The sequence below is a fragment of the Deferrisoma camini S3R1 genome (genome assembly GCF_000526155.1).
Taxonomy (GTDB): Bacteria; Desulfobacterota; Deferrisomatia; order Deferrisomatales; family Deferrisomataceae; genus Deferrisoma; species Deferrisoma camini.
The window spans coordinates 3,284,948-3,297,541 of record NZ_JAFN01000001.1; the positions used below are offsets into that span (position 1 = coordinate 3,284,948).

At 68.2% G+C, this 12,594-nt stretch carries 11 protein-coding genes and 1 tRNA gene; 5 read left to right on the plus strand and 7 right to left on the minus strand.

What is annotated here, in order from left to right; all coding sequences use genetic code 11:
- Position 1: 1 nt before the first annotated feature.
- Positions 2-1,156, plus strand: coding sequence for a sodium ion-translocating decarboxylase subunit beta (locus DEFCA_RS0114540; RefSeq protein ID WP_025323738.1), 1,155 nt, complete (start codon positions 2-4; stop codon positions 1,154-1,156).
- Between the two features lie 64 nt (positions 1,157-1,220).
- Here DEFCA_RS0114540 and DEFCA_RS0114545 read toward each other — a convergent pair whose 3' ends face one another.
- A complete protein-coding gene (locus DEFCA_RS0114545) occupies positions 1,221-1,574 on the minus strand; it encodes a DUF1622 domain-containing protein (protein ID WP_025323739.1) in 354 nt (117 codons plus the stop codon).
- A gap of 197 nt (positions 1,575-1,771) precedes the next feature.
- On the opposite strand from DEFCA_RS0114545, the gene DEFCA_RS0114550 reads away from it, so the two are divergent.
- On the plus strand, positions 1,772-1,978 hold the full coding sequence (locus tag DEFCA_RS0114550) for a hypothetical protein (RefSeq protein WP_025323740.1): 207 nt from the start codon (positions 1,772-1,774) through the stop codon (positions 1,976-1,978).
- 109 nt (positions 1,979-2,087) lie between these two features.
- Here DEFCA_RS0114550 and DEFCA_RS0114555 read toward each other — a convergent pair whose 3' ends face one another.
- The 5 genes from DEFCA_RS0114555 to DEFCA_RS0114575 all read right to left on the minus strand — a co-directional run bounded on the left by DEFCA_RS0114555 (position 2,088) and on the right by DEFCA_RS0114575 (position 6,414).
- Complete coding sequence (locus DEFCA_RS0114555) at positions 2,088-2,975, minus strand: radical SAM protein (protein WP_245693487.1); 888 nt, start codon at positions 2,973-2,975, stop codon at positions 2,088-2,090.
- A 517-nt stretch (positions 2,976-3,492) separates the two neighbouring features.
- The gene (locus DEFCA_RS0114560; RefSeq protein ID WP_025323742.1) at positions 3,493-4,251 is read right to left on the minus strand and encodes a CoA-transferase subunit beta; all 759 of its coding nucleotides are present in this window, start codon (positions 4,249-4,251) and stop codon (positions 3,493-3,495) included.
- 17 nt (positions 4,252-4,268) lie between these two features.
- Positions 4,269-5,189, minus strand: a complete 921-nt coding sequence (locus DEFCA_RS0114565) for a CoA transferase subunit A (RefSeq protein WP_025323743.1) — start codon at positions 5,187-5,189, stop codon at positions 4,269-4,271.
- 226 nt (positions 5,190-5,415) lie between these two features.
- Positions 5,416-5,868, minus strand: coding sequence for a DUF2889 domain-containing protein (locus DEFCA_RS20905; RefSeq protein ID WP_025323744.1), 453 nt, complete (start codon positions 5,866-5,868; stop codon positions 5,416-5,418).
- Positions 5,869-5,874: 6 nt separating this feature from the next.
- Complete coding sequence (locus tag DEFCA_RS0114575; RefSeq protein ID WP_025323745.1) at positions 5,875-6,414, minus strand: cupin domain-containing protein; 540 nt, start codon at positions 6,412-6,414, stop codon at positions 5,875-5,877.
- Positions 6,415-6,533: 119 nt separating this feature from the next.
- Between DEFCA_RS0114575 and DEFCA_RS0114580 the strand changes: the two genes are divergently transcribed.
- Together DEFCA_RS0114580 and DEFCA_RS21670 are read left to right on the plus strand one after the other, a co-directional pair.
- Positions 6,534-6,610: transfer RNA gene (locus DEFCA_RS0114580), tRNA-Arg, on the plus strand.
- 679 nt (positions 6,611-7,289) lie between these two features.
- Complete coding sequence (locus tag DEFCA_RS21670) at positions 7,290-8,255, plus strand: Abi family protein (protein ID WP_169709598.1); 966 nt, start codon at positions 7,290-7,292, stop codon at positions 8,253-8,255.
- Positions 8,256-9,630: 1,375 nt separating this feature from the next.
- Here the strand turns inward: DEFCA_RS21670 and mobB are convergent.
- Positions 9,631-10,737, minus strand: coding sequence for a molybdopterin-guanine dinucleotide biosynthesis protein B (gene mobB / locus DEFCA_RS24325; RefSeq protein ID WP_025323746.1), 1,107 nt, complete (start codon positions 10,735-10,737; stop codon positions 9,631-9,633).
- Between the two features lie 166 nt (positions 10,738-10,903).
- On the opposite strand from mobB, the gene DEFCA_RS0114590 reads away from it, so the two are divergent.
- Positions 10,904-12,592, plus strand: a complete 1,689-nt coding sequence (locus DEFCA_RS0114590; RefSeq protein ID WP_025323747.1) for a DUF255 domain-containing protein — start codon at positions 10,904-10,906, stop codon at positions 12,590-12,592.
- Positions 12,593-12,594: the final 2 nt, after the last annotated feature.

Genomic DNA, 12,594 nt, shown 5'->3' on the forward strand with positions numbered 1-12,594 from the left:
GATGGACGGGTTCCTGTACAAGTTCCTGGGCGGCACGGGGTTCGTGAACGCCACCCCGGGGCATCTGGTGATGCTCCTGGTGGGGTGCACGTTCATCTACCTGGCGATCCGGAAGCACTACGAGCCGCTTCTGCTCATCCCCATCGGGTTCGGCATCCTGATCGCCAACATCCCGCTGCCGCCGGGTTTCCAGCTGATCTCCAAGGAGTTTATGGCGGGCACGGCCGGGCCGACCACGGTGATGGACTACCTCTACATGGGGGTGCTCAAGGGGTTCTACCCGCCGCTCATCTTCCTGGGCATCGGGGCCCTGACCGACTTCTCGTCGCTCATCGCCAACCCGCGGCTGGTCCTGCTGGGCGCGGCCGCCCAGTTCGGCATCTTCGCCACCCTGGCCGGCGCCCTGTGGCTGGGGTTCAGCCCGGCCGAGGCGGCTTCGATCGGGATCATCGGCGGGGCCGACGGGCCCACCTCGATCTTCCTGGCCTCCCGGCTGGCGCCCCACCTGATCGCGCCGGTGGCCATCGCGGCCTACTCGTACATGGCCCTGGTGCCGGTGATCCAGCCCCCGGTCATGTACCTGCTGACCACCAAGAAGGAGCGGCAGATCAAGATGCCGCCGGCCAAGAGCGCCTCGCGGCTGGAGCGGATCCTGTTCCCCATCGCGTCGTTCCTGATCTGCACCCTGATCGCGCCGGGCGCCGTGATCCTGCTGGGCATGCTGTTCTTCGGCAACCTCCTCAAGGAGAGCGGGGTCACCGACCGGCTGTCCAACACGGCCAAGTCGGCGTTCATCGACACCGTGACCATCCTGCTGGGGGTGAGCGTGGGGGCGAGCGCCTCGGCCGAGACGTTCCTGAACCCCCAGAGCCTCAAGATCTTCGCCCTGGGTGCGGCCAGCTTCGCCGTGGCCACGGCGGCCGGGGTGCTGTTCGCCAAGGCCATGAACCTGTTCACCAGGAACAAGATCAACCCCCTGATCGGGGCGGCAGGGGTGAGCGCGGTGCCCGACTCGGCCCGGGTGGCCCAGATGGTGGGCGCCCGGGAGGACCCCACCAACTTCCTGCTGATGCACGCCATGGGGCCCAACGTGGCCGGGGTGATCGGCTCGGCCATCGCCGCCGGTGTGCTCTGGTCCCTGCTGGGCGGGGGCTGACCTCTCCCACCGCACACACGTGCACGAACAAAAGCCCCGGACGGCCCGGCCGTCCGGGGCTTTGTCACGTCTGGGGCCCCCCTTCCCCGCCCGCGGTTCCGCCCAGCTCGTGGTGCAGGAAAAAGTTCAGCACCGTGCGGATGCCCACGATCGCGGCCAGCTGCCCGATGTCCTGCCACGAGGGGGAGATGGCGGTGTTCATGACGTCGGCCCCGATCAGGAACTCCAGGCTCAGAGACAGGTTGTGGCCCAGCTCCCGGCGCATGGCCAGCAGCACCCGGTGGCCCCCGCCGGGGCGCAGTCCTTGGCGCACGTACAGCCACAGGGCCTGGACGATGCCCGCCAGGATGAAGTAGACCGCCATGGCCTCGGAGGCCAGGGCCACGTAGTGGGCCACGATCTTGATCCAAGCTTCCATGGGGACCTCGCGTACGCCGCGGCAAGGGGGTTGTGTTCCGGGCCGAACGGGCTAGCCTTGTATCGTGCGTGAGCGCCCGGCGCTCCAGCAGGCCCCATCCCCCCCGACTCCGAAGTCGAGACGGGCTTTCGACCGACGACCAACGACCGAAGTTACTGGGAAGGCGGGGGCCTCGGGCCCCGCCGGGAGGAAGCGCCATGGGATTCTGGGAGTCGAAACCGTGCCGCGTGTTCTCCGGCCTGGCCCTCCTCGTGGCCGTGGCCATGGTGGTGTCGGGGTGGGCGTTCGGTTACACCCCGGACCGGTGGACCCCCCTGACCTGGGTGGCCCTGGGGGTCACGGCCGCGTGCCTGGCCGTGTGCTGCTGCGTGGGCGGCCGCCGGCACGAGGCGCGCCGGGCGTGAGCCCGGCGCCTCATACCAAGTTGCATTCAGAGCTATCGGACCCCTGAAGCGGGGGGCAAGGGGCCTGGTTCCGGCCCTCGATGGATCTTTGTTTGAACGCAACTTGGTATCAGCGGTCGAGGCGCGTGATCCCGGCAGTCCGGGCGATGCGGACCGCCTCGGCCACCTCGTCCCGGGTGACCCGGCGGTCCAGGGGCGGCAGGGCGTGGGCCTCGCCCACCGGCCGGTACTGGCCCATCACGTTCACATAGGTGCGGGGCGAGATCCTGTCGGCCAGAAAGGTCATCACCTCCTGGGTGCCGGCCAGCCCGCCGGGCAGGACCAAGTGCCGCACCAAAAGGCCCCGCACGGCCAGGCCCCGGTCGTCGATCTCCAGGTCCCCCACCTGCCGGTGCATCTCGGCCACGGCCTCCCGGGCCACCTCCCAGTAGTCGGGCGCGTCGGCCAGGCGGGCCCCCACCTCCGGGTCGGTCCACTTCAGGTCGGGCATGTACACGTCCACCACCCCGTCCAGGAGCTCCAGGGTGGCCCTGGCGTCGTAGGCCCCGGTGTTGTACACCACGGGGATCCGGAGCCCCCGGGCCGCGGCCAGGCTCAGGGCGGCGAGGATCTGGGGCACCACGTGGGAGGGGGTGACCAGATTCAGGTTGTGGCACCCGCGGCCCTGGATCCACAGGAAGATCCGGGCCAAGCGGTGGACCGGGGTCTCCGAGCCCTCGCCCTGCTGGGAGATGTCCCAGTTCTGGCAAAACCGGCAGCGCAGGTTGCACTCGGCGAAGAACACCGTGCCGGAGCCGCCGTGGCCCACCAAGGGCCGTTCCTCCCCGAAGTGGGGCCCTGCCGAGGCCACCTTGGCGTGGAGCCCGGTTCGGCAGGCGCCCCGCTCGTTGCGCAGCCGGTTCACCCCGCACCGGCGGGGGCACAGGTCGCAGGCCGCGAGCCGGCGGTACGCGGCCCGGACCGCGGCCTTCAGCCTGCCGGTCCTCCATGCGGTCACATAGGAGGCTTCCATATAACTTCGGTCGTCGGTCAACGGTCGACGGTCTTCGGTCTCCTGGCCCCTAGGCCAAGTGGCTCTCACCACAGCCTGGGGGGCAGGGGTTTCAGGGGCCAGAATTCAGAAGTCGGTGGACAGAAAAAAGGCTCTCCGGTGCCCCGAGAGGATCCCCCCGGGAACTCACACTGCTTTTCGGGATTTCCCGTCTTCCGTCCCGTGCCCCTTCCCCTTGGGGAGTGCGGGGTGGGGGTCTGGTGGAGCGCCGGGTGCGGCCCCTTAGCTCGCCGCGCCCCCCGAACGCCCGGATCCCCTCCGGATTCCGAGAGTTCCGCTATCGTGGCCTGGATCGACGCGTAAGCGGCGGCATGAGAAGGCGCGGCGATCGGATGCCGCACTCGCGCCCGGCCGGAACCAGGCCCCCACCCCGCACCCCGCACCCTGGCAATACGTTTGCAGGTCTTAGTACCTTCCCCGTTGTAGGGCCCCGCAGGGGCCTGATGGAGCTTCCCGGCCGCTGTCACCGGCTCCAGAACCCCTCGGGGTCGTAGCGCCGGATCACGGCCAGGTCCTCCGCGGTGGGCTCGGGGGTCCGGGGCACGGGGCTCGGGATCACCACGGGCCACCCCGTGAGGGCGCGGACCTCGTCCGGGTCCACCCCTGGGTGGACCGAGGCCACCACCATCTCCCGGGTGCGGGGGTGGAATGTGAACACGCATTTGTCCGTGATCACGGCCGCCGGGCCGCCCCCGGGCAGCCCGTTCTCCTCCCGCCAGGTTCGGCCGGTGCCGTGGCCCGGGCTCGTCACGTAGCGCACCCGCTCCACGAACCGCCGGCGCTCGTGCTTCATCACGATCACGAGCCGGCCGGCCATGCACGCGATGTCGCACGCCCCGCCGCTGCCGGGCAGCCGGATTCCGGCGCCGTCGGGCCCAACCTCGGTGGTGTTCAGGTTTCCGTACCGGTCGATCTCGGCCCCACCGATGAACCCCAGGTCCACCCGGCCGGCCTGCAGCAGGCCCATGGCCAGCTCCATGCCCATGCACATGCGCGCGCCCCTGAGGTTGGGGGGGTCGCTCATGGTGATCAGGGGGTCCGGGGTGGGCGAGTCCCGCAGCACCCCGTTCTCGAACAGCCCCACGGCCTGGGGCGCGTGGGTGGACCGGGCCAGCAGGAACGCCAGAAGGGGCAGGCGCATCCCCACGAACACGAGCTCCCGGTCGCCGATCTCCCGGGCGGCCCGGGCGATCATCAGCTCCCCGGGGGTGTAGGCGGCCATGGTTCGTCCTCCCCGGCTCAGTACCCGAAGTCCGCGGCCACGGTGTACGCGTGGTCCCGCACGGCCAGGGCCTCGAGCCGTCCCGCGGCCCGCAGCCGCTCCACGTACTCGGTGTGGTCGGCCAGGCCGGTGACCCACTCGTCCAGCCAGGCCTCAAACCCCTCCCGGGTCCGGCTGGCCCGGTGGTACTCCCGGTAGAACCCGTGGTCCCGGTTGGTGTACCCCTGGCAGGGGGAGGGGTGGCTGCCCCACCGGGCCTCCACCACGGCGCTCACCCGGAACCCCGGGATCAGGGTGCGGTTGGGGTCGCTGGCGATCACCCAGGGCGGCACGATCTCCTCGGCCACCACGAGCACCCGGTCGGCCGCGAACGCGGCCTCCTGGGTCACCCCCAGGTTGCCCCAGGCGTGGGCGTTGCCCCGGGCGTCGGCCCGCTGCACGTGGAGTACGGCCACGTCGGGCTCGATGGCCCGCACCGCCACCAGGGGCTCGCCCGTGAACGGGCAGCGGGTCGGGACGAGACCTGGGTTGCGCTCGAGCAGGCTGCTCCCCAGGGCCGTGCGGGTGGGCAGGTACGGCAGGCCCTGACTGGCGGCCTTGAGCCCGGTCTGGATCGTGAAGTTGGTGTGATCCACCACCTCCAGGGGCCGGGGCTCCCCCCGCTCCACGGCCCGCCGGAAGTTGTACCCCGACCCCATCATCACGTTGCCCACCCAGGCCGCCTCCACCCGGGCCACGGCCCCGGCCCCGATCAGCACGTCGAACAGCATGTCCGAGATGGGGCCGATCAGGGTGAGATCTCCGATGCCCTGGCGCACCATCTCGTAGCCCACCGCGAACGGGATCAGGGACTCCAGGGCCGCGCCCATGACCACCCGGTCCCCCGGGTGGACGAACAGCCCCACCGCTTCCTTCAGGGTGTAGATCTTCGTCTCCATGCTCATACCAGGTCGCATTCGAAGCCAGCGATTTGGGGGCCGTTGGACCGGAGCGCTACGGCCGAGCCGTTCAAGCCGCTCGGCGCAGGGGGGCGCCCGCGGCGCGTGCTCTCACGCGCCGCAGCGGACCGAGCCGTAGCGGCTTCGGCGAGGCCGTCTTTTCCGGCGGAGGACCGACGGCCCCCAAATCGCCCCTCTATGAGCTCATCTTGATCGCAAATTGGTATCAGTCCTCGGCGAACACCAGACAGGTGTTCTTGAGGCGCTTCTTGCCGTGGGCCACGATCTCGTCCTCGGTCATGGTCTTCTTGAGCTCGTCCCAGTAGTTGACCGAGGCCCCGATCCGGATCATCGACACCAGGCGCACGGCATCGGTGATCAGCTCCACCATGTGGGCGCAGCCCCGGGGCCCGCCGAGCCGGCGGCTGATCTCCTTGACGATGCCCCGGCCGATCGTGAGCCCCTCCAGCCGCCGCACCCCCTCGGCGCCGGCGTGGCACCGGTTCAGGGGGGCCTTGGTCATGTTGGCCCGGGCCTCCTCGATCAGCCCGTCGGACAGCCGGACCCGCAGCTCCAGGTGGAACGAGTGCTCCAGGTCCAGCAGGGTGCTGGTGACCAGCAGGTGGTCCTCGTCCACCTGCTTCACGTTGGAGTGGATCGAACGCTGGAAGATGTCCATGGCTACCTAGAAGCTCGGCGGGGTCACGACCCAGATGGCCCGCATCACGTCCGGGCCGGGGTTTCGCCACCGGTGGGGGATCGACGAGGTGAAGTAGATCGAGTCGCCGGGCTCCATGCGGTACTCCCGGCCCCCCAGCTCGAACACCAGGGTGCCCTCGAGCACCGTGCCGAACTCCTCGCCCTCGTGGGTGTACTCGCCCTCGCTCTCGCCTCCCGGCAGCAGGGTGAAGAAGATCACCTCCATCTTCCGGTTCGGCACCTTGGATGCCCCGAACTCGAAGATGACCTTGTCCTTTACCACCTCGTAGGGCACCCGGTCGGCCTTCTTGAGAAAGTAGACCTGCTCGTCCCGGTTGTCGGCGAACATCTCGCCGATGCTTACCCCGAGGGCCTGGGTGATCTTCTTCAGGCTGGCGATCGAGGGGGAGTTCTTGTCGTTCTCGATCTGGGAGAGGAAGCTTTTGGAGAACCCCGTTCGTCTAGCGAGCTCCTCCAGGCTGAATCCTCGGGCCCTGCGGGCCTGCTTGAGTCGTTTCCCGAGCATGGGCGTCGTCTCCAACCGCGGTTTTGCAGCCCCAACCCAGTTCTTGTAAACGAAAGTGCGCTACAGGTCAACCACGCCTTGACTCGCCCCCCCGCCCGTGGGAGCATAAACCCCCTTGCGCGCCCGTAGCTCAGCCGGATAGAGCGCCGGACTTCGAATCCGTAGGTCGGGGGTTCGAATCCCTCCGGGCGTGCCATTCGAAAGGAATCGCCGCTTCCGCAGGGGAGCGGCGTCGTCGTTTGGGCGGGCAGCGAAGCCGGGGGGAAGGGGCACGCTCGGAGGATGAGACCCCCCGATGGGGTTCGACGATTCCGCAGGAGAGCGGAATCGGACGATCCCGAAGGGATCGCCCGAAGGGCGAGGCTCAGGGAGGGGCCGAGTCCATCCCGGAGGGCGTGCCATTCGAAAGGAATCGCCGTTTCCGCAGGGGAGCGGCGTCGTCGTTTGGGCGGGCAGCGAAGCCGGGGGGAAGGGGCACGCTCGGAGGGTGAGAACCCCCGATGGGGTTCGACGATTCCGCAGGAGAGCGGAATCGGACGCGCCGAAGGCGCGCCCGAAGGGTGAGGCCCAAGGAGGGGCCGAGTCCATCCCGAAGGGCGGAGCCTCGGGAGGCTCGTAGCCAACTAACCTTTTTGAGGCGGGTGGGAAACTCTTGCGGACCCGGGGGAGGGGTTGTCCTCTGCAGGGAGGCGGATGCAAAGATTTTTGGTGGACATGAAAGGCGGGATGCGTATATTTTAGATAATCATCGCATTGGCCGAAAAGGAATATGGAGAGCATACCCGCCAAGCCTCTGCCCCTTCAGGGGATACGCTCACTTTTGGCGGGTTTTTGCTTTATGGGAGGCGAGTTGCCAGCAATCTGGGGGGCGACCCATGAGGTACGAGAAACCCTTTCTTACCTATGAGGCCCAAGCGCAGAGACTCCTCGAACGGGGGATGCAGGCCGACCCCGAGCAGCTCGTCCAGACCCTCCAGCAGGTGAACTACTACCGCCTCAGCGCCTACTGGTATTCCTTCCGCGAAGCCGATCCGGACGACCCTACTGGAAAGATCCGTCTTAACCGGTTCCGAGAAGGGACCCGCTTCCAGGACGTGTGGTCCCGCTACACCTTCGATCGCCAACTTCGCGTTCTCGTGATGGACGCTATCGAACGCGCAGAGATCGCCATCCGAACCCGAGCCGTCCATCTCTTCTGCGAAGCCCATGGACCTTTCGGATATCTGGATCTTTCCAACTTTCACCGCCAGTGGAAAACGAGTGATCACACCTCCTGGCTCTTGGGGATGCAGAAACGAGTCGAACATGCAAGAGAGGAATTCGTACGTCACTATCGCACACGATATACGGAAGAGCGGCACCTCCCTTTCTGGATGCTCTCGAGCCTTATGACGTTTGGAGATCTTTTCACGTTTTGCAGGAATCTTCAGAAGCCCATGCTTCGAAAACTGGCAGAAGAATTCGGGCTGGTGGACGATATCCTGAAGTCTTGGCTACAGGTGTTGAACTTTGTCCGAAATGTCTGTGCCCATCATGGAAGGCTTTGGAACCGGGAAATGCCTATCAAACCGAAGATTCCAAGGGGCCGGAAACACCCTGAGTGGCATAACCCTGTAAAGGTGCCTGACAATCGGATCTTCGGCGTATTGACTGTGCTCCGGTACTTGATGAACCAAGTAGCCCCACAGTCCCGGTGGTCATGCCGGCTGGTGCGCTTGTTGAAAAATTACCCTGAGTTGTCGCGAGAGGCCATGGGCTTTCCAGAAAACTGGGCTCAGTGTCCCATCTGGCACAACTGTCGAGCCACCCACCTGCTGCGGGAGGTGAACCTCACCAACTGACAAGAGGGTGGGACGGGCTTGCCCCCCTTCGGGAAGGGGGCCATGGATGGGCCACGGGGTGGGCGGCACGGGTTGAACGAGACGGCCACTGTGGTGCTGCTGTGCACCCGGTGGCCGTTTTGCCGCCCGAGAAGACCCGCCCTCAACAAAACAGGAATGCTGGTAGGGCGGCCTCGTACGGTGTCGGATACTCGTGGATCGGCAACATTTCCGACATGTGGAAAGAATGGATAGCCGCCTCCGAACCCTTATTGGAGTACCCAGACCCTCGGTATCCGACTGGTGGCCGAGATTGGAAGGAAACGTGCAGAGGACGAGTGCCAAAGGGCACTCTCTCGAGAGAGGATAGAGAAGGTGCGGGGACTTTGGTAACGGACACGATGCTACAAGAGGGAGGACTTGGGGAAGTCCGCCGAGAGCGAAGCTTTCGTCGGGGGCCATGAGACAGCTGGACGGCGGCCCGGGGTGAAGGACTCCGTGGGTGCGCTGGAGCTCGGCGGATCATCCGGCCGCGCTCTTCCACGAGGGCGTTTGTCAGGGGGCTCCCTCGGGGAGCAACGACCGGCGCCTGGATGAAGAAAGGGGAAAGGCGGCCAGGCGGCTTGCGAGGTCATCGGCGAAAAAGGCAGCCATGCGTGAGACCGTGTCCGCAACGGAAGAAAAGGTCCACCTGGGTGCGACGCGCGAGTAGGCGGCTAACCACCTGGAAGGGGTGGTGATCGAGTCCCGGGGTCGGCCCCGGGCGGTTCTGTTGTCGTTCGAAGAGCATCAGAGCTCAAACAGGCCTAGCAGGTGACGTGGCGACAGGAGGTACTGGCCCGGTCTGGCCGTGTGAGGTTCGGGGGGCGGTGAGCCCGTGAGAGTTCTGCTCGACGCGAATCTGTTTGTCAGCTACCTGCTCGGCCCTGGCCGGAAAGGTCCGGTGGATGCTGTTGTGAGGGCGGAGAGCCTCGGGCGGCTTGCCCTGCTTGTGCCCGCGGGGCTGTTCGAGGAGATCAGTCCGAGGAGGGTAAGGCGTATCTTGCGGAGCGGATCCGGTAGGGTACGGAGGAGCTCCTCGAGGCCCTCCGAAAAGTCGGGGAGGTACTTCCGGCGATTTCCGAGCCGGCTCGTCCTCTCCCCCACGGGGGCGGGGTCGGCAAGGGGGGCAGAAGACCCCGGCCCGGGGGCAGGTCCAGGACGGAGATGTTGGGGAGCACCTTCTCGCCCTCCAGATCCCGGCCCACCCGGGGGGACGTGCCGAACGGAACGGCCGAGACGTTGTCGGGGTGCTGGGTCCCCATGACCGGGGGGATCCGGGTCGGAGGGGCGTGCGGGGAGCGGCCTCGAACTCCCAGCATGGCGGGCCCTCCCGGACGGATCGTCCGGATCGGAGTCAGGAGCCGGTCAGGAATCGGGCCTCCAGGAAGTCGCAGACCGGGCCGGGGTCGTCCAGGGGGAGCACCGGCACGGGAAGGTCGAGGGCTGCGTCGCTGACCACGGCGATCAGGCGGTGGTCCAGAAGGCGGCCGTCCGGGGCGGCGCACAGCAGCTCGGGGCTGCGGGCCGCCCGGTGGACCTCGATCTTGGGCAGGGTGCCCGTCTTGTATCCCTCGGTCAGCACGATGTCGGTCTCGGTCATGAACCGGTAGATGATCTCTTCCAGGGTCATCTCGCCCCGGCCGTTGGGGTGCACCATGGCGAGCTTCTCGGCCGAGGAGATCACCATGGGGCTCGCCCCGGCCCGGGTAAGCCGCCAGGAGTCCTTGCCTTCGTGGTCGATCTCGAACCGGTGAGCATCGTGCTTGATGGTTCCTACCCGGTACCCCCGCCGGGTGAGCTCACGGATCACCTTCTCGAGCAGGGTGGTCTTGCCTGTGCCCGATTTGGCCACGAACGAGACGGCCGGGGGCCCGAAGCCCCGGAGCCGGGCCAGGTGCAGCCGGCACGCGTCCAGGTCGGCCGGGGTGTGGACGTTCCGAAACGCCAGGCCCGCCGGGTCCAGCACCTCCAGATCGTCCCGGCCCACGATCCGGGTCCGGACCTCCGAGATCAGGTCCAGCACCTTCAGGTTCCCCCGTCGGATGCGCTCCTCCATCGCGGCCACGCAGGTCTTGGCGTACACCGCGCACAGCGGCTCGAACCCCTCCTTCCCCCGGGGCACCACCACGTCCCAGCCCCGGCGGAGCCCGTACAGGTGGCGGATCACCCTGCGGTTCAGGAACGGCATGTCTGCGCCCACGACCACCGCGTGAAGGCTCTGCACGTGCTGGAGCCCGGTGGTGATCGCGCCCAGCAGCCGGGCCTCGGGGTACTCGTCCGCCACGGCCTCCAGCCCCAGAGCCCGGAAAGGGGCCGGGTCCGGGGCGACCACCAGCACCCGGTCGAAAAATCCCTCCAGGATGCGCCGGACCCGCTGGAGCAGCATCTCGCCTTGAAGCTCCCACCGCCATCGCTTTTCGTGGCTGTTCGCCAGAATCACGGCCGTTCGGGTGTCTCGCATGGGCGGCTCCGGTTCCTGCGGTATGTGTCCAGCTCCGGCTCCCGTGGGGCGGAGCGAGAACGAGCGCTCGAGATTCTACGACGAGGGCACTACACAAACAAAACGTATCGGGTAAGTTTTCAGAAGTAAAGCCGTATGAAAGGACCCCACGAGCCGGAGGCGAGCCATGCGGGTTTTTTCGTGGATCGGTGCCCTGCTCCTCGTCGTGGCTGCGGTGCCCGCCCAGGCGTACACCCACCACAAGGGCCCGGTGCGGTGGCAGGAGTACGCCCAGACGGCCTTCGAGCGGGCCCGGTCCGAGGGCAAGCCCGTGTTCATGGTGGTGAGCGCGGTGTGGTGCTTCAACTGCAAGATCTACGAGGAGACCTCGCTGGCCGACCCGCGGGTGGCCCGGCTCCTGAACGAGAGCTACGTGCCCGTGTTCGTGGACTACGACCGGAGGCCCGACATCGCCCGCAGGTACCCCGGCCCGGGCATTCCCGTGACCGTGGTGTTTGCGCCCGACGGCACGCCGCTGGTGTCGGTTCCCGGGGTGATCCCGGCCGACCAGCTCCTGGCCAACCTGCGGCGCACCCTGGCCTACCTCGAGGAAGGGTACCGGCCCGAGACCCGGGCCCGGGAGGCCGAGCCCACCGGGCCTGCCGCCCCGCCAGCCCCCGAGGTGCTGGAGCGGTACCGGCAGGGCTTCGGCGACACCCTCTGGCGGGCCCGGGACCCGGCGTTCGGCGGGTTCGGCCTGGCCCAGAAGGAGCCCCGGGCCGAGGTGCTGCGCCGCCTGGTGGAGCGGTTTCGGGGGGGCGAGACCCGCTGGGACGAGTGGCTCCGGACCACCCTGGACCACGTGCTGGGTCGGGCCCAGAGGCCGGCCCGGCGCACCAGGCCGCCGTTCCAGCTGCTCTTGGAGCTTAGACGCCAGGACACCCGGCGGCTCGACGGGGTGGACGCCCTCCAGACCGACCACCTGCTGGCCGGCTTGCTGGACCCGGTGGAGGGCGGGTTCTTCCGGTACGCCACCCGGCGGGACTGGACCGTGCCCCACTTCGAGAAGATGCTCTTCGACAACGCGGCCCTGATCGACCTCTTGCTCGCAGCCCACCGGGCCTGGCCGGACCGGGGCTACCGGTCGCCGGCCGTGGCCACGGCCCGGTACGTGGGCCGGCGGCTGTTCGACCCAACGGAGGGCCGGTTCCTGGGAAGCCAGGTGGCCGACGAGGTGTACTACCACCTGACCGGGGAGGAGCGGTCCCGGGTGGCCCCGCCGGCCGTGGATCCCACCACCTACGCCGCGCCCAGCGCCCGCGCCGCGATCGCGCTCCTGAACGCGGCCCGGGCCGGGGGCGACCCCGGCCTCCGCCGCACCGCCCTGGCCGGCCTGGGCTTTCTGGTGGACCGAATGCTCGGGCCCAACGGGGTCTGGAGCTACTACGATCCCCGGGACGGCCGGGCCCGGCTGGACGGCCAGCTTCGGGACAACGCCTGGGTGGCCGCGGCCCTGGTGCGGGCCCTGGAGGAAGAGCCCGGCGGGCCCTACCGCAAGGCCCTGGACCGGGTGCTCGCGATCCTGGAGGAGCGCCTGTTCGACCCGGCCGAGGGCGGCTTCTTCGCCCGGCGCAGCACGAGCCAGGACCTGTACCGGGCCGACGAGCTGTTCTCGCCGGACAAGCCCTTCGAGGAGAACGCCCTGGCCGCCTGGGTGTTCCTGCGGGCCCACCGCATCACCCGGAACGACCGGCACCTGGAGCTCGCCCGGCTCACGGCCGGCCACCTGCTCCGGCGGGTCGAGGCGGGCCGGGCCGAGCCGGTGTCGCCCTACCTGGACCGGGTGGCGGCCCGGCTCCTGGGATCCGGCCGGTAAGG